The sequence below is a fragment of the Streptomyces sp. NPDC016851 genome (assembly GCF_055562795.1).
On sequence record NZ_JBVHEP010000001.1, the window covers coordinates 1 to 18,321 of the forward strand.

The following is an 18,321-nucleotide window of genomic DNA, read 5'->3' on the forward strand; positions in this document are numbered from 1 at the left end:
CCTCCCCATGCTCGCGGCGGGCAACCCCCCCACCCCCCCCGGAAAACCCCCCCCGGGTTCCCCCCCGGGGGGGGGGGCGCCTTTTTACACCAAAACCCCCCCCCCCACCCGTGTCACCGCCTATCCGATGCCACGCCACCCCTCGGGGTCGACCCCACCCGGCACCGGGGCCGCCTCGTCGTACGGCTGCCGCGTGAACACGAACGAGCCGAGGTCCAGGTGGCTCACGGAGCCGTCCGGCCGCCGTACGGCCTTCAGCAGCTCTCCCGCGTAGTAGCCCTCCAGCCCGGTCCAGGTACCGTCGCCGTTCGGGCGGAACCGCGAGCGGCGCCCGTTGCCGGACAGCGGCTCCAGCGAGGCGAGCCCGTCGGCCGTGAGCCGCAGAGCGAAGGGGTATGTCCCCCAGTACCACTGCCCCGTCAGCTCCAGCATCGACGGCTCGACCTCACGCAGTGGCCTCCACGGAGCGGGGATGCGCGGCTCCGCCTCGGCGACGATACGGACGAGATCGGCGCAGACGCCGGACACCAGAGGGCCCGAGGTGCAGTTGGCCAGCACGACCGCCGCTACGTCGTCCTCCACGCTGATGCTCACACTCGCCAGGAATCCCGGGAGGGACCCGCTGTGTCCCACGAGCAGCCGGCCGTGGCGGCTCTGCACCTGCATGCCGAGGCCGTAGGCGTCACCGGACGTCACGTCCGCAGCTTCCGGCGGCGCCGCCGGAGTCCGCATCTCCCGGAGGGACTCGGCGCTCAGCACCCTCTCGTCGCCCCTCACCAGGAAGGCCGCGAACCGGGCCAGATCTGCCGTGGTCGACCAGAGTTGACCGGCGGATGCCATACGGCCGAGGTCCTCGGCGGGCTCGGGCAGCAGCACGTCGGCCCAGGGGTGCACGGCCCAGCCCCCCGCGTGCGGGGACTCGGGTCGCACACCGGTCCGGTGGAGCCCCAGTGGTTCGAGCACTTCACGCCGTAGTGCCTCCTCCCAAGAGATCCCCCGCAGCTCCTCCACGAGCGCGCCCAGCAGTGTGTAGCCGGGGTTCGAGTAGTGGTGCCGTCGGCCGACGGGGTGCAGAAGAGGTTGCTCGCCGAGCACGTCAGACAGTTCCGGCCGCAGGGATCCGGGCGTGCGCTCCCACCACGGCCCGGGCGACTCGGCCGCCAACCCGCCCGTGTGCGCGAGCAGTTCGGCGATCGTGGCCTCACCCGCGCCGGTACCCGGCACGTACTTCTCCAGCGGATCCCCGAGCCCGAGCAGCCCCTCGTCCCGCAGACGCATCACCAGAACGGCGGTGAAGGTCTTGGTGATCGAGCCGATGCGGTACTGGACGTGCTCGTCGGGCTCTTGACCGGCCACCGATGTCCGGGCGCCGTGCCACACCGCGCGCCCGTCCCGGACGACGGCGGCGACCAGCGACGGCGCCCGTCCCTCGGCCTGTGCCACGGCGATCCGGTGCAGCAGCGCACGGCGCGTGGCGGGAAGCAGCTCTTCCTGAGGTGTCGTCATGGCCCCAGTCCACCTGGCCCGGCCCGGCGAGTCGACCTTATTTCGCCGCCTGGACCTGATCGGGTCCGGGCAGGCACCGGATCAGGTCTGCGCCATGTCCACGAACCGCGAGTAGTGCCCCTGGAAGGCGACCGTGATCGTCGCCGTCGGGCCGTTTCGGTGCTTGGCCACGATCAGGTCGGCCTCGCCCGCGCGCGGCGACTCCTTCTCGTAGGCGTCCTCACGGTGCAGCAGGATGACCATGTCGGCGTCCTGCTCGATGGAACCGGACTCACGCAGGTCGGAGACCATCGGCTTCTTGTCCGTGCGCTGCTCGGGACCACGGTTCAGCTGCGAGAGCGCGATGACCGGGATCTCCAACTCCTTGGCCAGCAGCTTGAGATTACGGGACATGTCCGAGACCTCCTGCTGACGGCTCTCGGCACGCTTGGATCCCCCGGACTGCATCAGCTGGAGGTAGTCGATGACCACCAGCCGGAGGTCGTTGCGCTGCTTGAGGCGGCGGCACTTGGCGCGGATCTCCATCATCGACAGGTTCGGGGAGTCGTCGATGTAGAGAGGGGCCGCCGAGACGTCCGGCATCCGCCGGGCCAGGCGCGTCCAGTCCTCGTCCGTCATCGTGCCGGACCGCATGTGGTGCAGGGCGACCCGCGCCTCGGCGGACAGCAGACGCATCGCGATCTCGTTGCGTCCCATTTCGAGCGAGAAGATCACGCTCGGCAGGTTGTTCTTGATCGAGGCCGCCCGCGCGAAGTCCAGCGCGAGCGTCGACTTACCCATGGCGGGACGCGCGGCGATGACGATCATCTGGCCCGGGTGCAGCCCGTTGGTGAGCGAGTCGAAGTCCGTGAACCCCGTGGGCACGCCGGTCATCTCGCCGCTGCGCGAGCCGATCGCCTCGATCTCGTCGAGCGCGCCCTCCATGATGTCGCCGAGCGGCAGATAGTCCTCGCTGGTGCGCTGCTCGGTGACCGCGTAGACCTCGGCCTGGGCGCGGTTGACGATCTCGTCGACGTCGTCGTCGGCCGCGTATCCCATCTGCGTGATGCGCGTACCCGCCTCGACCAGGCGGCGCAGCACCGCTCGCTCGTGGACGATCTCCGCGTAGTAGGCGGCGTTGGCGGCCGTGGGCACCGTCTGGACGAGGGTGTGCAGATACGACGCCCCGCCGACCTTGTTGATCTCGCCGCGCTTGGTGAGCTCGGCCGCGATCGTGATGGGGTCGGCCGGCTCGCCCTTGGCGTAGACGTCGAGGACGGCCTGGTAGATCGTCTCGTGGGCCGGCTTGTAGAAATCGTGGCCCTTGAGGATCTCGACGACGTCGGCGATGGCGTCCTTGGACAGCAGCATGCCGCCCAGGACGGACTGCTCGGCCTCGATGTCCTGCGGCGGTACCCGCTCGAACGCCGGGGCGGCACCGCCGTCCCAGGCCCCGTTGTCCCTGCCGCGCTCGTGTTGCTCGTCGCGGCCGCGGGATCCTTCGCCACGTCGGCGGGAGGCGGGCAGACGATCACTGGGACCGCTGTCGGCCCACGGGTCGTCCAAGGGCTCGGAAATGCTCACCGAGCCACCTCCTCCCGTCCGCCGCAGCAGACCTCGCCGTGCCCCTCATTTCTACGGCACGGCACTGACAAATGAGACGCCCAACTCCGGTTGGCCAACGCCGGTTTTGTGACGTTTTGAAAACCGGCAGACGGAGTGGGCGCCGGACCACGTTAGGCCTGTCGGCACCGTCAGCCAATCTGGTTATCCACAGGCCATGTGGACGACGGCCCAGATGCTGTGGAGAACTCCTCAAAACCTGTGCACGACCCGGTGGACAGGCCTGTGAACAAGCTTCGACTTCCTTAGAAGAGAGGGCTCTGACCTGCGGCTTTGCCGTCCACCGGCTGTGCAGAAGAAAAACTTCCCCAACCGGTGCAAGATCGCTTCGAACAGTGCACAGCAGTGCGCACCTCCGGACGGAAAGTAAGGGACGCAAGGCCGTTGCATCTCTTACCTGTGGACGATTAGATTGGTGCACATGACACAGGCCCCCGCGCGCCGCAGTACCGGCCGGAGACAGCACGACCGAGAGATCGTCGCTCTGGCCGTGCCGGCCTTCGGCTCCCTCGTCGCCGAGCCCCTCTTCCTCATGGCCGACACCGCCATCGTGGGCCATCTGGGCACCGCCCAACTCGCCGGCCTCGGCGTCGCCTCGGCCCTGTTGATGACCGCCGTCAGTGTCTTCGTCTTCCTCGCCTACGCCACGACAGCGGCGGTCGCCCGTCGCGTCGGCGCGGGCGATCTTCAGGCCGCCATCCGCCAGGGCATGGACGGCATCTGGCTGGCCCTGCTCCTCGGTGCTGCCGTCGTCGCCGTCGCCCTGCCGACAGCGTCCGGCGTCGTCGAACTCTTCGGCGCTTCGGACGCGGCGGCTCCCTACGCGACCACCTATCTGCGCATCTCCGCGCTCGGCATACCGGCCATGCTCGTCGTCCTCGCCGCGACCGGCGTCCTTCGCGGTCTGCAGGACACCAAGACCCCTCTCTATGTGGCCGTCGCCGGCTTCGTCGCCAACGGCGCCCTCAACGCGGGGCTCGTCTACGGCGCCGACCTGGGGATCGCCGGCTCCGCCTGGGGCACCGTCATCGCCCAGTGGGGCATGGCCGTGGTCTACCTCGCCGTGGTCCTGCGCGGGGCACGCAAGCACGGCGCCTCGCTGCGCCCGGACGCCGCCGGGATCAGGGCCTCCGCACAGGCCGGTGTGCCGCTGCTGGTTCGTACGCTCTCCCTGCGGGCGATTCTGATGATCGCCACGGCGGTCGCCGCCCGTCTCGGGGATGCCGACATCGCCGCACACCAGATCATCCTGTCCCTGTGGAGCCTGCTCGCCTTCGCCCTCGACGCCATCGCCATCGCGGGGCAGGCCATCATCGGCCGCTATCTCGGAGCCGGTGACGCACAAGGGGCCCGCGAGGCATGCCGTCGCATGGTCGAGTGGGGGATCGCCGTCGGGGTCGTCCTCGGCATCCTGGTCGTCATCACCCGACCGGCATTCCTGCCCCTGTTCACCAGTGACTCGGCGGTCAAGGACGCGGCGCTGCCCGCCCTGCTCATCGTCGCCCTCTCGCAGCCGATCTCCGGGATCGTCTTCGTCCTGGACGGGGTCCTGATGGGCGCCGGTGACGGCCCCTACCTGGCCTGGGCGATGCTGATCACTCTGGCGGTGTTCACCCCTGTCGCCCTGCTGGTGCCGGTACTCGGCGGAGGGCTCACCGCCCTCTGGGCCACCATGACGCTGATGATGACCGTGCGAATGCTGACGCTGTGGCTCCGCACCCGCTCGGGCCGTTGGATCGTGACGGGCGCGACCCGCTGACCGCCGGGCTGGGTCCGCGCTGACTGTTTCACGTGAAACACCGTGTTTCACGTGAAACGACGATGGGGCCGCACCCCGAAGGGTGCGGCCCCATCGCTCACTGCATCAGCGAGCGCGGCACTCAGGCCGCGATGACCTCGATGTTGACCTTGGCGGCAACCTCGGGGTGCAGACGCACGGACGTCTCGTGAGCGCCCAGCGTCTTGATCGGCGAGCCCAGCTCGATGCGGCGCTTGTCGACCTCGGGGCCACCGGAAGCCTTGATCGCGGAAGCGATGTCGGCCGGGGTGACGGAACCGAAGAGACGACCGGCGTCGCCGGAGCGGACAGCCAGGCGGACCTTGACGCCCTCGAGCTGGGCCTTCACCTGGTTGGCCTGCTCGATGGTCTGGATCTCGTGGATCTTGCGAGCACGACGGATCTGCTCGACGTCCTTCTCGCCACCCTTGGTCCAGCGGATAGCGAACTTCCGCGGGATCAGGTAGTTGCGAGCGTAACCGTCCTTGACGTCGACGACGTCGCCCGCGGCACCGAGGCCGGAGACCTCGTGGGTGAGGATGATCTTCATGTGTCGGTCACCCTTCCCTTATCGCGCGGTGGAGGTGTAGGGCAGCAGCGCCATCTCACGGCTGTTCTTCACGGCCGTGGCGACGTCACGCTGGTGCTGCGTGCAGTTGCCGGTCACGCGGCGGGCACGGATCTTGCCGCGGTCGGAAATGAACTTCCGCAGCATGTTCGTGTCCTTGTAGTCCACGTACGTGACCTTGTCCTTGCAGAATGCGCAGACCTTCTTCTTCGGCTTGCGCACAGGCGGCTTCGCCATGGTGTATCTCCTGTGTGATCAAGAAGTTGGGGTACGAACCCGCCCTAGAAGGGGGGCTCGTCCGAGTAGCCGCCGCCACCGCCACCGGTGCCGCCGGAGCCACCGCCCCAGCCGCCACCGGCGCCCTGGTTGCCACCGGCGGGAGCGCCGGTCGCCCACGGGTCGTCGGCGGGAGCGCCGCCGCCCTGCTGGCCGCCACCGGGGCCGCCGCCCCAGCCGCCGCCACCCTGGCCGCCGCCGCCACCGCCGCCGTAGCCGCCCTGGCCACCGCGGCCGGTGGTCTTGGTGACCTTGGCCGTGGCGTTGCGCAGGCTGGCGCCGACTTCCTCGACGTCCAGCTCGTAGACCGTGCGCTTGACGCCCTCACGGTCCTCGTAGGACCGCTGCTTCAGCCGGCCCTGCACGATGACGCGCATGCCTCGCTGGAGCGACTCGGCGACGTTCTCCGCCGCCTGACGCCAGACCGAGCAGGTCAGGAACAGGCTCTCGCCGTCCTTCCACTCGTTCGTCTGGCGGTCGAAGGTGCGGGGAGTGGACGCGACACGGAACTTCGCGACGGCCGCACCGGAGGGGGTGAAGCGCAGCTCGGGGTCGTCGACAAGATTGCCGACCACCGTGATGACGGTCTCGCCTGCCATGGGGAACCTCTCGGCGGGTTTGCTCTGGCTGCTTGCTACTCGAATCCCGGGATCAGCTGAGCGTGGAAGCTCAGTGCATCTCGGGACGGAGGACCTTGGTCCGGAGGACCGACTCGTTCAGGTTCATCTGGCGGTCGAGCTCCTTGACGACCGCAGGCTCGGCCTGCAGGTCGATGACCGAGTAGATGCCCTCGGGCTTCTTCTTGATCTCGTACGCGAGACGACGACGGCCCCAGGTGTCGATCTTCTCGACCTTTCCGCCGCCGTCACGGACGACAGAGAGGAAGTTCTCGATCAGCGGGGAGACAGCGCGCTCCTCGACGTCGGGGTCGAGGATGACCATCACCTCGTAGTGACGCATGTGGAACCCACCTCCTTTGGACTCAGCGGCCACGGTCGTTCCGTGGCAGGAGGGTTGTGATGCGTAGCAACGGTATCGGCCACCACTGACAGTCGGGGGTTCTGTCGAGAAGCCCCCGTCGTGACATGGGCAGACACCGGTGCGGACAGTACAGACTACCCGCACAGTGGCTTCCGGTTGAAATCCGGCCGCGAGGGCAGCCAATCTGTACACATCGGGTGTGTATGGCGCTACGATGCGCCGACTTTCGCAGGAGGTGCCCTATGGCACAGGCATTGCGACCCAACACCGCCGGCGGCCTCTTCGCCACGGACGGCAAGCCCCACCCCCTCCAGGACGCCCTGCTCGCGGTGACCCTGGTGCTGGGCATCACGTCGTTCATCACGGCCCTCGTCGACGAGGACCTGCATCTGCTGAGCTCCTGGACCGGCCTGGTGGGCATCATCACCGGTGCGTACGGCCAGTGGGTCTCGGAGACGACCAGGGAGCGCTTCGGCCTGATCCTCGGCCTCGGTGCCGCGGGTGTCGGCTTCTTCCTGGGTATGGCGCATGGCGGTCTCTTCGGCGGTCTCATCGACTGACGCCAGGGACATCCCCTCCTGAACACCGGGTGACGCCCCGGCCGCTCACAGGCCGGGGCGAAGGTGCCGTACGCCCAACCGGCGCGCATCCAAGGCGCAGTAGGCTTCGCGCGAGAGCCGGAGCCCCTGACCCCATGGGGACACACCAGCCCGAGGAGCGCCCCGAAATGAGCCTGACCCTGAGGACCATCAGTCGAGAGCAGCATCTGGCCTACATCCAGAGCCTGCCGTCGGCGAGCCACATGCAGGTCCCGGCCTGGGCTGACGTCAAGGCGGAGTGGCGCTCCGAGAACCTCGGGTGGTTCGACGACAGGACGGGCGAGCTGGTCGGTGCCGGCCTGGTCCTCTACCGGCAGCTTCCCAAGATCAAGCGCTACCTCGCCTACCTGCCCGAGGGCCCGGTCATCAACTGGTTCGCGCCGAATCTGCAGGACTGGATCGAGCCGATGCTGGCGCATCTCAAGCAGCAGGGCGCCTTCTCCGTGAAGATGGGCCCGCCGGTGATCATCCGGCGCTGGGAGGCCACCTCCATCAAGGCAGGCATCCAGAACCCGGACGTCAAGCGCCTGCGCGACATCGAGGCCGACCACATCGAGCCGCGCGCCTTCGAGGTCGCCGACAAACTGCGCCGCATGGGGTGGCAGCAGGGCGAGGACGGCGGCGCCGGCTTCGGCGACGTCCAGCCCCGCTACGTCTACCAGGTGCCGCTGGCCAACCGCTCCCTGGAAGAGGTCCACAAGAACTTCAACCAGCTGTGGCGCCGCAACATCAAGAAGGCCGAGAAGGCCGGCGTCGAGGTGGTCCAGGGCGGCTACCAGGACCTCGAGGAATGGCAGCGGCTGTACGAGATCACGGCCGTGCGCGACCACTTCCGGCCGCGCCCGCTGTCGTACTTCCAGCGCATGTGGACGGCCCTCAACACCGAGGACCCCAACCGCATGCGGCTGTACTTCGCCCGGCACAACGGCGTGAACCTGTCGGCGGCGACGATGCTGATCGTCGGCGGACACGTCTGGTACTCCTACGGCGCCTCCGACAACATCGGCCGTGAGGTCCGGCCCTCGAACGCGATGCAGTGGCGGATGCTGCGCGACGCCTACGCGCTCGGCGCCACCGTCTACGACCTGCGTGGCATCTCCGACTCGCTGGACGAGACCGACCACCTCTTCGGTCTGATCCAGTTCAAGGTGGGCACGGGCGGCCAGGCCGCCGAGTACCTCGGCGAGTGGGACTTCCCGCTGAACAAGCTGCTGCACAAGGCGCTCGACATCTACATGTCGCGCCGCTGATGTCACGTTCAGTGCTTCTATACCTCTGACACGCGGCACTCTCTGACACACGGCACCCTCGACACACGGCAACCACTGATTCACGGCAACCGCGAGAAAGGTTCCAGGTCCGGCCATGGCGCTCACGCTCTACGTCGACACCGCGCGCTGGCGGGCGCACCACAAGCACGTGCAGGAGCAGTTCCCCGGCCTCGTGCCGGTCTGCAAGGGCAACGGCTACGGCTTCGGGCACGAGCGGCTGGCGGAGGAGGCCACACGGCTGGGCTCGGACGTCCTCGCCGTCGGCACGACGTACGAGGCCGCCCGGATCAAGGACTGGTTCGGCGGTGACCTGCTGGTGCTGACGCCGTACCGGCGCGGCGAGGAGCCCGTGCCCCTGCCGGACCGGGTCATCCGCTCGGTCTCGTCGATAGACGGCGTGTACGGCCTGGTCGGTGCCCGTGTGGTGATCGAGGTGATGTCCTCGATGAAGCGGCACGGCATCGGCGAGCAGGATCTGGCCCAGTTGCACGCCGCCATCGAGAACGTTCGCCTGGAAGGCTTCGCGATCCACCTGCCGCTGGACCGCACCGACGGCTCGGACGCGGTCGAGGAAGTCATCGGCTGGATGGACCGGCTGCGCGCCGCCCGGCTGCCTCTGCACACCATGTTCGTCAGCCACCTCAAGGCCGAGGAACTCATCCGGCTCCAGCAGCAGTTCCCGCAGACCCGGTTCCGTGCCCGCATCGGCACGCGGCTCTGGCTGGGGGACCACGAGGCCACCGAGTATCGCGGCGCGGTCTTGGACGTCACGCGGGTGGCCAAGGGCGAGCGCTTCGGCTACCGGCAGCAGAAGGCGGCCTCCGACGGCTTCCTGGTGGTCGTGGCGGGTGGTACGTCGCACGGGGTGGGCCTGGAGGCCCCCAAGGCGCTGCACGGCGTCATGCCGCGTGCCAAGGGCGTCGCCCGGGCCGGCCTCGCGACGGTCAACCGGAACCTTTCTCCGTTCGTCTGGGGCGGCAAGCAGCGCTGGTTCGCCGAACCGCCGCACATGCAGGTCTCGATCCTGTTCGTGCCCGCGGACGCGCCGGAGCCGAAGGTCGGCGAGGAGCTCGTGGCCCATCTACGGCACACCACCACGCAGTTCGACCGGATCGTGGATCGCTGACCGGCACCCGCACCGACGGGCCCAGCACAGCGAGAAGGCCGTACACGGGAAACCGTGTACGGCCTTCTCATCGTTTGTACGGCCTTCGCGGGGTTCGATCAGAGCGAACCGCCCGTTGCGCCGTGCCTGCCCCACTCGACCTGCGGCCCGTCGAACTGAGCGGCCGCGTGCCGGGCGGGACGTGCCGCGGGACCGAGGACGAAGACGTCCTTCGCTCCGTCGAGCACTCCGCCCGAGGGATCGTCGTCCCCGGACCGGCGAACGGGATCGCGCTCCGGCAGGAAGATGTCGCGCACGATCATGACGCACAGGTACAGCGTGCCCAGCAGGTGCAGGCCGATGGCCCAGTGGTAGCCGTCGGTGGGCAGCCCCTTGTGGGCGTCTCCGCTGGTCGTGTACGCGAGGTAGAGCCAGATCCCCAGGAAGTACGCCACCTCGCAGGCCTGCCAGATCAGGAAGTCCCGCCACTTGGGCCGGGCCAGGACGGCCAGGGGCACCAGCCACAGGACGTACTGCGGCGAGTAAACCTTGTTGGTGAGGATGAACGCCGCGACGATCAGGAAGGCCAGCTGGGCGAGCCGCGGGCGGCGCGGTGCGGTCAGCGCGAGCACGGCGACTCCCGCGCAGCACACCAGCATCAGCAGCGTGGCGAGCGTGTTGACGGTGTCGGTGCTGAGCGGGTCGTCCGAATTCTGCGCCATGATCAGCCAGAAGGAGCCGAAGTCGACCCCCCGTTCCTGGCTGAACGTGTAGAACTTCGACCAGCCCTCGAACGCGAAGAGCATCACCGGCCCGTTCACGACGACCCAGGCGACGACCGCGCCGCCCAGAGCCGTCCCGAACTCACGCCACTTGCCCGCCCGCCAGCAGAGCACCAGCAGCGGCCCGAGGATCAGGAAGGGATAGAGCTTGGCGGCCGTGGCGAGCCCCAGGAGGACGCCGAAGGCGAGGGAGCGGCCGCGCGACCACATCAGCATCGCCGCGGCCGTCAGGGCGACCGCCAGCAGGTCCCAGTTGATGGTCGCCGTCAGGGCGAAGGCTGGCGCCAGGGCGACCAGCAGGCCGTCCCAGGGACGCCGGGCATGGGTGCGCGTCACACAGACGGCGATGACCGACGCGCAGGCCATCAGCATCCCGGCGTTGACCATCCAGTACCACTGCTCCTGGTCCTGGATCGTGCCGCTGCCGGGCGTGAGCCAGGAGGCGACCTCCATGAAGACACCGGTGAGCACCGGGTACTCCAGGTACTGCATGTCGCCGGGGAGCTTGTCGAAGTACGGCACGAGTCCGTCGGCGAAGCCACGCCCCTGGTAGAGGTGCGGGATGTCCGAGTAGCACGCGTGCGTGTACTGGGAGCTGGCACCGACAAACCAGGCGCCGTTGTAGCAGGGCGCCTTCTGGACCAGACCGAGGGCGAACATGCCGATCGCCACCAGCGCGATCACCCGTACGGGAGTCCACCAGGACGCCCCGAGCACAGCACGCCGCCCGAGCGGTCCGCCGATCAGCTCGCTGCCGGCCGCGGCGACCTTGTCCTCCTGGGTCGGCCGCACCGGGTCCGGCTCGTGGACGCTCGCTTGCGTCGATTCTGCACTGGCCATGCCGCACATCCTGCCGTACGTGTCCGTCAATACGCCGAGGGCCGCCGCACCGGGTAGGTGCGACGGCCCGTGTTTCACGTGAAACGTCTTCGCGTTTCACGTGAAACACCCATGCCGGGCGATCAGCCGGCTATCCGGCGGGGCCTCCGAAGATGCCGCCGTTGCCGTTTCCTCTGGTGTTGCCGCCGTTCTCGTTCGTGAGGCTGGGCGAGGGCGAGGGCGACACGTCTCCGCCTGTACCTCCGCCGTTCTCCGTACCGCCGTCGTTCTCACACCCGAAGAATCCACAGGTGTCGCTCGGCGACGGGGACGGAGACGTCGGGGTCTCGCTGGGCGTGATACTCGGCGACGAGGACGGGGTTTCGCTGGGCGTGATGCTCGGGGTCGGGGTCGGCGTCGGAGCACCCACCGCGTCCTGGATCTCGCCGATCTTCTCGGCCTCCGGGAAACCGAGATCGGGCTCGCCATCCAGCGCGGCCTTCATGTACTCGGTCCACACCTCGGTGGGGGTGTCACCACCGTGGATGGACGGCTCACCCGCCGTGCCGTTCATGGAGAGCAGCTTGGCGCTCTTGGGATCCTCACGGAACATCGCGACCGAGGTCGACAGCTGCTTCGTGTAGCCGACGAACCAGGCCGACTTGTTCTCGTCCGTGGTACCGGTCTTACCGGCCGCCGTACGGCCCAGGGCCAGGGCGTTCTTACCCGTACCGTTCTGGATGACGTTCTCCAGAGTGTCCGTGACGTTGTTGGCAACCTTCTCAGGCATCGCCTGCGTGATGCGCGGCTTGTCGAAGCCTTCGACATCCTGACCGTTGAACTTGACGCTGGTCACCGAGTACGGGGCGGCCTGCTTGCCGGCGGCGGCAAACGTCGCGTAGGCGTCGGCCATGCGAATCGCGCTGGGAGTCGACGTACCGAGCGCGAACGACGGGTTGAGGGTGGCGAAACTGGCGTCCAGGATGCCGGACTTCTCGGCCACGTCCCGCACGTTCCTCATCCCGACGTCCATGCCGAGCTGCACGAACGGGGTGTTGACGGACTGCTCCATCGCCTTGCGCAAGGTGATGTAGCCCCAGGGGCGCTCGCTCTCGTTCTCCTGGAAGAACGGCGTGTTGTCCTTCTTCAGGACGTAGGAACCGTCGTTGTTCCTGACCTTGAGGTGGTCGTTGCCGTTGTACTTGCTCATCGGCGAGAGGGGACCGTCGCTCCGGTAGGTGCCGTGTTCCATGGCGGCGGCGAGCACGAACGGCTTCCACGTCGAACCGACGGGGACACCCGAGGTGTCCGCGTTGTTGTTGAAGTGGCCCTTCTCGTACCCCGCACCACCGTAGAGCGCGACGATCGCGCCGTCCTTGGGCTTCACCGACGCCGCGCCGAACTGGACGTGCTTGTCCAGCTCACGCTTCTCCGGATCCAGCTTTTCCTTCTCGACCTTCTTTACGGCCTTGGCCAGCGCCTCGACCTTGTCCTTGTCGAAGGTCGTCTTGATCTGGTAGCCGCCCTGGTCGAACTGCTTCTCCGTGATGTTGGAGTTGTTCAGGACGTACTTCTTGGCCGTGTCCGCCAGGTAGCCGATCTGCCCGGTCATGCCCTTGGACGCCTTGCGGGCATCCGGCATGGGGTACTTCTTGATCGCCTCCTGGTATTCGGCGTCGGTGATCCTCTTGTCGTTGTGCATCTGCTCGAGGATCCAGCGCCAGCGCAGCTCCGAGCGCTTGCGGTTGGCCGTGGCGCTCGCCGTCTCGTCGATGCCCTCGTTACCCGCGGGGTCGTAGTACGTCGGACCCTTCAGGAGAGCGGCGAGGAAGGCGCACTCACTCGGCTTGAGTTCCCGCGCTTCCTTGCCGTAGTAGGCCTGAGCGGCGGCCTGGATGCCGTAGGCGCCACGGCCGTAGTACGAAGTGTTCAGGTAGCCCTGGAGGATCTCCGGCTTGGAGAGCTTCGTGCCCACCTTGATGGAGATGAACATCTCCTTGAACTTACGGGTGACCGTCTGTTCCTGGCTCAGGTAGGTGTTCTTGACGAACTGCTGGGTGATCGTCGAACCGCCCTGCGTGTCACCGCCTCGGGCCATGTTGGCCACGGCGCGGGCGATACCCATCGGGTCGACGCCGGAGTCCTGGTAGAAGGTCTTGTTCTCGGCCGAGATCACCGCCCACTGCATGGCTTTGGGGATCCGGTCGATCGTGACGTTCTGCCGGTTCTGACCACTGCCCGCCGCGACCATCTGGCTGCCGTCGGCCCAGTAGTAGACGTTGTTCTGCGACAGCGCCGCCGCGTTCTCCTCGTTGGGTACGCCGACCATGGCGTACCCGATACCCGCCACGGCCACCAGGCTGCCGAAGAAGCCGATGCACAAGCCGGAGACGAGCTTCCAGGACGGCATCCAGCGGCGCCAGCCGTACTTTCCGGCCCGCGGATAGTCGATCAGGCGCTTCTTGTCGGAATAGGCGACGGCCGCGCGCCCCCTGCCCCTCCCGGGGCCGGCCGGACTGCCGGGAGCGGCACGCCGGCCGCCACGGGCCGGTTCGGCCGCTCTGCGTCGGCCGCCTCCGGTACTTCTCTGCGCCGCACGCCGGGCCTCAGCACGACCGCCGTACGGACGCTCCTCACCCCCCGAGCCGTAGGAGTCCGACCCATAGGAGTCGGACGGAGACCCGGTGGCGCCTCGCGGGGCCGCGCGGCGGCCGGGGGACGAGCCGGACTGGCCGCGTCGGGCCGCGGCACGTCCGCCTCCCTGCGGCTGCGGCGGTTTGCGACGGTGCTCGCTCATCGAACGACTACTCCTCGGGCAGGCGCACCCTTGCGCGCCTGGAAACGGCGGCTGGTTTCCGGTCCCCCCGAAGTACGGATGCGGTCGGCTCCGCATTCATCGGTCCCGCATGCACCCGTACTACACCGAAGACGAGGACGCCCTCAGGCGTCACTTGGTTCCCGGTGATGTGCATGGCGCACAGACTACGCACCGCCAAAACCGGCCGAGGCCCGAAGTTCACCTCAAATCAGGCAACTCGCGTCCGACGAATCGGTGATGTGATCCCGTTCACCGCATCCCCTCTTGTCGCATCCGGAAGGCCGTTCTATCGTCGGGATGTATCGAGTCGATACATCAGCGCGACACATCGGTCCGACACATCGGTCCGAGACATCAGCCCGGGACATCGGGTACCGCGGCAGAGAGGAGGCGACGATGAGCCGGCGTTCCGGGATCCTCGAGTTCGCCGTACTCGGCCTGCTCCGCGAATCTCCGATGCATGGCTATGAGCTGCGCAAACGACTCAACACATCACTGGGTGTGTTCCGCGCGTTCAGCTACGGGACGCTGTACCCCTGTCTCAAGACGCTGGTCGCCAACGGCTGGCTGATCGAGGAGCCGGGGAACGACACCGAGGCCGCTCCGCTCACCGGCCGCCGCGCCAAGATCGTCTACCGGTTGACGGCTGAGGGCAAGGAGCACTTCGAGCAGCTGCTCTCACAGACCGGGCCCGAGGCGTACGAGGACGAGACCTTCGCCGCCCGTTTCGCCTTCTTCGGGCAAACCTCACGCGATGTTCGCATGCGCGTGCTGGAGGGCCGCCGCAGCCGGCTGGAGGAGCGCCTGGAAAAGATGCGCCTCTCCCTGGCCCGGACCCGGGAGCGCCTCGACGACTACACGCTTGAGCTCCAGCGCCACGGGATGGAGTCCGTGGAGCGCGAAGTGCGCTGGCTGAACGAGCTCATCGAGAGCGAGCGGGCGGGACGGGACCTGAAGGGTTCCGCCTCGGGGGAGCCCGGTTCGCGTGACACCACATCTGGAGCGTCGGGCGGCCTGCCCCGGACCGGGGACGACCCCCGTCCGGATACGCCCGACGACACCGCCACGTGAGAGCCCGTCGAAGGGCCTCACTCGTACACACAGGGAGCAACCGGAATGGGTTCGGTTCGCGTAGCCATCGTCGGTGTGGGCAACTGCGCCGCATCGCTGGTGCAGGGAGTCGAGTACTACAAGGACGCCGACCCGGCGGCCAAGGTGCCGGGCCTGATGCACGTCCAGTTCGGCGACTACCACGTCCGCGACGTCGAGTTCGTCGCCGCGTTCGACGTGGACGCCAAGAAGGTCGGCCTCGACCTGGCGGACGCCATCGGCGCCTCCGAGAACAACACCATCAAGATCTGCGACGTACCCCGCACCGGTGTGACGGTCCAGCGCGGCCACACGCTCGACGGCCTCGGCAAGTACTACCGAGAGACCATCGAGGAGTCCGCCGAGGAGCCGGCCGACGTCGTCCAGGTCCTCAAGGACAAGCAGGTCGACGTCCTCGTCTGCTACCTCCCCGTCGGCTCCGAGGACGCGGCGAAGTTCTACGCCCAGTGCGCCATCGACGCCAAGGTCGCCTTCGTCAACGCCCTTCCGGTCTTCATCGCCGGCACCAAGGAGTGGGCGGACAAGTTCACCGAGGCGGGCGTCCCGATCGTCGGCGACGACATCAAGTCCCAGGTCGGCGCCACCATCACGCACCGCGTCATGGCGAAGCTGTTCGAGGACCGGGGCGTCGTCCTGGACCGCACGATGCAGCTGAACGTCGGCGGCAACATGGACTTCAAGAACATGCTGGAGCGCGACCGCCTGGAGTCGAAGAAGATCTCCAAGACGCAGGCCGTCACCTCCCAGATCCGCGACCGCGACATGGGCGCCGACAATGTCCACATCGGCCCCTCCGACTACGTGGCCTGGCTCGATGACCGCAAGTGGGCGTACGTCCGCCTGGAGGGCCGCGCGTTCGGTGACGTCCCGCTGAACCTGGAGTACAAGCTCGAGGTCTGGGACTCCCCGAACTCCGCCGGCGTCATCATCGACGCCCTGCGCGCCGCGAAGATCGCCAAGGACCGCGGCATCGGCGGCCCCGTGCTCTCCGCGTCGAGCTACTTCATGAAGTCCCCGCCCGTCCAGTACTACGACGACGAGGCCCGCGAGAACGTCGAGAAGTTCATCAAGGGTGAGGTCGAGCGCTGACGCGCCGCAACCAGTCGCTCCTGCCAGGGCTGTGAGGGTCCCCGGGTCGTACGACCCGGGGGCCTTCTCCGTATGTGAGGCTGTGCCCCATGGCCGTCGTCCGTGACCTGCGTGTCCTGTTGCGTTTCCAGGGCTTCAGGCGCCTGCTCGGCGTGCGCCTGCTCTCCCAGGGTGCCGACGGCGTCTACCAGGTCGCGCTCGCCGCGTACGTGGTCTTCTCGCCCGAGAAGCAGACCTCGGCGGCCGCGGTCGCCTCCGCCATGGCGGTGCTGCTGCTCCCCTACTCCCTCGTCGGCCCGTTCGCCGGTGTCCTGCTGGACCGCTGGCGGCGCCGTCAGGTCCTGCTGTACGGCAGCCTGCTGCGGGCACTGCTGGCTTCGGCCACGGCCCTGCTGATACTCAGTCCCGCTCCGGACTGGCTCTTCTACGTCTCCGCCCTGTGCGTCACCGCCGTCAACCGCTTCGTCCTCGCCGGCCTGTCCGCCGCCCTGCCCCGCGTGGTCGACGCCGAGCGCCTGGTCATCGCCAACTCCCTTTCCCCGACCGCGGGAACCCTGGCGGCGACCGCGGGCGGCGGTCTCGCCTTCGCCGTCCGCCTGGTGGTGGCGGACTCCGACGCAGCCGTGGTGCTCGTGGGAGCCGTGCTGTATCTGTGCGCCGCCTTGGCGTCGCTCAGCATGGCGCGGGAACTCCTCGGCCCCGACCGGAACTCGGTACGCGTGCGGATCGGGACGGCGCTCACGGGCACCGCTCGCGATCTGGCGGCGGGCGTACGCCACTTGGCCGCACCACAGCGCCGGGAAGCGGCCTGGGCGCTCATGGCCATGTCGCTGATGCGCTTCTGCTACGGCGCCCTGCTGGTGATGCTGCTGATGCTCTGCCGGTACGCGCTCACCACGACCACGGACGACGGACTCGCCCTGCTGGGACTGGCGTTGGGCATCTCCGGCGCCGGCTTCTTCGCGGCGGCCGTGGTGACGCCCTGGACCGCGGGGCGGCTCGGATCGGGCCGCTGGATCGTCGTGTGCGCGGGGGCCGCGGCGCTGCTGGTGCCCGCTCTCGGGCTGCCGTTCGCCGCCGCTCCTCTGCTGGCCGCGGCCTTCCTCCTGGGCCTGACCACCCAGGGGGCGAAGATCGCCACGGACACGATCGTCCAGTCCTCCGTCGAGGACGGCTTCCGTGGCCGGATCTTCTCGGTCTACGACGTCCTCTTCAACGTCGCTTTCGTCGGCGCCGCCGCCGTCGCCGCCCTGATGCTGCCGCCGGACGGCCGATCCGTGCCGCTGGTGATCACGATCGCCGTTATCTACGCGGCAGTAGCTGTGACTATGGGCCGGTTTGAGCGCCAGTAAGTGTCACATCAATGACACAGAGCCACGTCCGGCTACTGCGGTGTCAGTGGGGACCGCTACCTTACGTGGGTCTTATCTCGCGACATGTTCGCGTCACTCAACCATGTTCTAGGGGGACCCCCAAGTGACTACTCCGCCGCCCCAGGGCAACCCGTTCGCGCAGGGCCAGCCCGCGGGTCAGCCCCAGCAGGCCCCGTACCCGCCGCAGGGCGGCTACCCCCAGCAGCCCGGCCAGCCCGGCTTCCCGCCTCAGGGGGCGGCCCCGTACGCTCCGGTTCCGCCGCAGCCGACCGGCCGCAAGCTCAGCTTCAAGACCATCAAGAACATCGCCATCGTCATCGCGGTGGCGAGCATTGCCATCGGCGGCTACATAGCGAGCCGGGACGACGCCAAGACGGCGGCCGTCGGCAGCTGCATGCACCGCGGCAGCACCAACGACGACAACCCGGACCTCGAAGTCGTCGAGTGCAGCGATGCGAAGGCTCAGTACGTGGTGCTGGCCAAGATCGAGGGTGCCTACCTCACCCAGACCCTGGCGTCGAGCAAGTGCGAGGCCGAGGCCAAGGACTTCCAGTACACGTACACCGAGAGCGGTGACGGCAAGGACTTCCTGCTCTGCCTGAAGGACAAGAAGTAAGGCAGACACAGCGAGGGGCGGTGTTTCAC

At 68.1% G+C, this 18,321-nt stretch carries 16 protein-coding genes; 8 read left to right on the plus strand and 8 right to left on the minus strand.

Annotated elements, in window-relative coordinates; translation table 11 throughout:
* Positions 1 to 120: 120 nt before the first annotated feature.
* Positions 121 to 1,506, minus strand: a complete 1,386-nt coding sequence (locus ACZ3I3_RS00005) for a serine hydrolase domain-containing protein (RefSeq protein WP_467361257.1) — start codon at positions 1,504 to 1,506, stop codon at positions 121 to 123.
* Positions 1,507 to 1,587: 81 nt separating this feature from the next.
* The gene (dnaB, locus tag ACZ3I3_RS00010; protein WP_467361259.1) at positions 1,588 to 3,069 is read right to left on the minus strand and encodes a replicative DNA helicase; all 1,482 of its coding nucleotides are present in this window, start codon (positions 3,067 to 3,069) and stop codon (positions 1,588 to 1,590) included.
* Positions 3,070 to 3,529: 460 nt separating this feature from the next.
* Here dnaB and ACZ3I3_RS00015 point away from each other — a divergent pair, with 460 nt between their 5' ends.
* Positions 3,530 to 4,867, plus strand: coding sequence for an MATE family efflux transporter (locus ACZ3I3_RS00015; RefSeq protein ID WP_467361260.1), 1,338 nt, complete (start codon positions 3,530 to 3,532; stop codon positions 4,865 to 4,867).
* 121 nt (positions 4,868 to 4,988) lie between these two features.
* Here ACZ3I3_RS00015 and rplI read toward each other — a convergent pair whose 3' ends face one another.
* The 4 genes from rplI to rpsF all read right to left on the minus strand — a co-directional run bounded on the left by rplI (position 4,989) and on the right by rpsF (position 6,689).
* Entirely contained in the window at positions 4,989 to 5,435 is a 447-nt protein-coding gene (gene rplI / locus ACZ3I3_RS00020) for a 50S ribosomal protein L9 (RefSeq protein WP_467361261.1), read from the minus strand.
* 18 nt (positions 5,436 to 5,453) lie between these two features.
* Positions 5,454 to 5,690, minus strand: a complete 237-nt coding sequence (gene rpsR, locus ACZ3I3_RS00025) for a 30S ribosomal protein S18 (protein ID WP_003949403.1) — start codon at positions 5,688 to 5,690, stop codon at positions 5,454 to 5,456.
* Between the two features lie 44 nt (positions 5,691 to 5,734).
* On the minus strand, positions 5,735 to 6,328 hold the full coding sequence (locus tag ACZ3I3_RS00030) for a single-stranded DNA-binding protein (RefSeq protein WP_356928078.1): 594 nt from the start codon (positions 6,326 to 6,328) through the stop codon (positions 5,735 to 5,737).
* Positions 6,329 to 6,398: 70 nt separating this feature from the next.
* Positions 6,399 to 6,689 carry a 30S ribosomal protein S6 gene (gene rpsF, locus ACZ3I3_RS00035; RefSeq protein WP_190199270.1) on the minus strand — a complete coding sequence of 97 codons (291 nt, stop codon included), beginning with the start codon at positions 6,687 to 6,689 and terminating at the stop codon, positions 6,399 to 6,401.
* Between the two features lie 263 nt (positions 6,690 to 6,952).
* Between rpsF and ACZ3I3_RS00040 the strand changes: the two genes are divergently transcribed.
* The 3 genes from ACZ3I3_RS00040 (at position 6,953) to ACZ3I3_RS00050 (ending at position 9,706) form a co-directional block, all read left to right on the plus strand.
* Positions 6,953 to 7,270, plus strand: coding sequence for a hypothetical protein (locus ACZ3I3_RS00040; RefSeq protein ID WP_399413538.1), 318 nt, complete (start codon positions 6,953 to 6,955; stop codon positions 7,268 to 7,270).
* 167 nt (positions 7,271 to 7,437) lie between these two features.
* Complete coding sequence (gene femX / locus ACZ3I3_RS00045) at positions 7,438 to 8,559, plus strand: peptidoglycan bridge formation glycyltransferase FemX (RefSeq protein WP_467361262.1); 1,122 nt, start codon at positions 7,438 to 7,440, stop codon at positions 8,557 to 8,559.
* Between the two features lie 115 nt (positions 8,560 to 8,674).
* Positions 8,675 to 9,706, plus strand: coding sequence for an alanine racemase (locus ACZ3I3_RS00050; protein ID WP_355862010.1), 1,032 nt, complete (start codon positions 8,675 to 8,677; stop codon positions 9,704 to 9,706).
* 98 nt (positions 9,707 to 9,804) lie between these two features.
* Here ACZ3I3_RS00050 and ACZ3I3_RS00055 read toward each other — a convergent pair whose 3' ends face one another.
* Entirely contained in the window at positions 9,805 to 11,316 is a 1,512-nt protein-coding gene (locus ACZ3I3_RS00055; protein ID WP_467361955.1) for a glycosyltransferase family 87 protein, read from the minus strand.
* 121 nt (positions 11,317 to 11,437) lie between these two features.
* Entirely contained in the window at positions 11,438 to 14,083 is a 2,646-nt protein-coding gene (locus ACZ3I3_RS00060; protein WP_467361263.1) for a transglycosylase domain-containing protein, read from the minus strand.
* Between the two features lie 417 nt (positions 14,084 to 14,500).
* Between ACZ3I3_RS00060 and ACZ3I3_RS00065 the strand changes: the two genes are divergently transcribed.
* From ACZ3I3_RS00065 to ACZ3I3_RS00080, 4 genes are all read left to right on the plus strand, one after another.
* Positions 14,501 to 15,175 (plus strand): PadR family transcriptional regulator, encoded by a 675-nt coding sequence (locus ACZ3I3_RS00065; protein ID WP_356928074.1) that lies wholly within the window; start codon positions 14,501 to 14,503, stop codon positions 15,173 to 15,175.
* Between the two features lie 45 nt (positions 15,176 to 15,220).
* Entirely contained in the window at positions 15,221 to 16,303 is a 1,083-nt protein-coding gene (locus ACZ3I3_RS00070; protein WP_467361264.1) for an inositol-3-phosphate synthase, read from the plus strand.
* A gap of 89 nt (positions 16,304 to 16,392) precedes the next feature.
* On the plus strand, positions 16,393 to 17,655 hold the full coding sequence (locus ACZ3I3_RS00075) for an MFS transporter (RefSeq protein WP_467361266.1): 1,263 nt from the start codon (positions 16,393 to 16,395) through the stop codon (positions 17,653 to 17,655).
* Between the two features lie 124 nt (positions 17,656 to 17,779).
* Positions 17,780 to 18,292, plus strand: coding sequence for a DUF1720 domain-containing protein (locus ACZ3I3_RS00080; protein WP_467361267.1), 513 nt, complete (start codon positions 17,780 to 17,782; stop codon positions 18,290 to 18,292).
* The last annotated feature ends 29 nt before the right edge of the window (positions 18,293 to 18,321 follow it).

Coding starts and splice junctions, on each gene's coding strand:
- ACZ3I3_RS00005 (WP_467361257.1), bottom strand. CDS start 1,506: ATGACGACACCTCAGGAAGAGCTGCTTCCCGCCACGCGCCGTGCGCTG.
- ACZ3I3_RS00015 (WP_467361260.1), top strand. CDS start 3,530: ATGACACAGGCCCCCGCGCGCCGCAGTACCGGCCGGAGACAGCACGAC.
- rplI (WP_467361261.1), bottom strand. CDS start 5,435: ATGAAGATCATCCTCACCCACGAGGTCTCCGGCCTCGGTGCCGCGGGC.
- rpsR (WP_003949403.1), bottom strand. CDS start 5,690: ATGGCGAAGCCGCCTGTGCGCAAGCCGAAGAAGAAGGTCTGCGCATTC.
- ACZ3I3_RS00030 (WP_356928078.1), bottom strand. CDS start 6,328: ATGGCAGGCGAGACCGTCATCACGGTGGTCGGCAATCTTGTCGACGAC.
- rpsF (WP_190199270.1), bottom strand. CDS start 6,689: ATGCGTCACTACGAGGTGATGGTCATCCTCGACCCCGACGTCGAGGAG.
- ACZ3I3_RS00040 (WP_399413538.1), top strand. CDS start 6,953: ATGGCACAGGCATTGCGACCCAACACCGCCGGCGGCCTCTTCGCCACG.
- femX (WP_467361262.1), top strand. CDS start 7,438: ATGAGCCTGACCCTGAGGACCATCAGTCGAGAGCAGCATCTGGCCTAC.
- ACZ3I3_RS00050 (WP_355862010.1), top strand. CDS start 8,675: ATGGCGCTCACGCTCTACGTCGACACCGCGCGCTGGCGGGCGCACCAC.
- ACZ3I3_RS00055 (WP_467361955.1), bottom strand. CDS start 11,316: ATGTGCGGCATGGCCAGTGCAGAATCGACGCAAGCGAGCGTCCACGAG.
- ACZ3I3_RS00060 (WP_467361263.1), bottom strand. CDS start 14,083: ATGAGCGAGCACCGTCGCAAACCGCCGCAGCCGCAGGGAGGCGGACGT.
- ACZ3I3_RS00065 (WP_356928074.1), top strand. CDS start 14,501: ATGAGCCGGCGTTCCGGGATCCTCGAGTTCGCCGTACTCGGCCTGCTC.
- ACZ3I3_RS00070 (WP_467361264.1), top strand. CDS start 15,221: ATGGGTTCGGTTCGCGTAGCCATCGTCGGTGTGGGCAACTGCGCCGCA.
- ACZ3I3_RS00075 (WP_467361266.1), top strand. CDS start 16,393: ATGGCCGTCGTCCGTGACCTGCGTGTCCTGTTGCGTTTCCAGGGCTTC.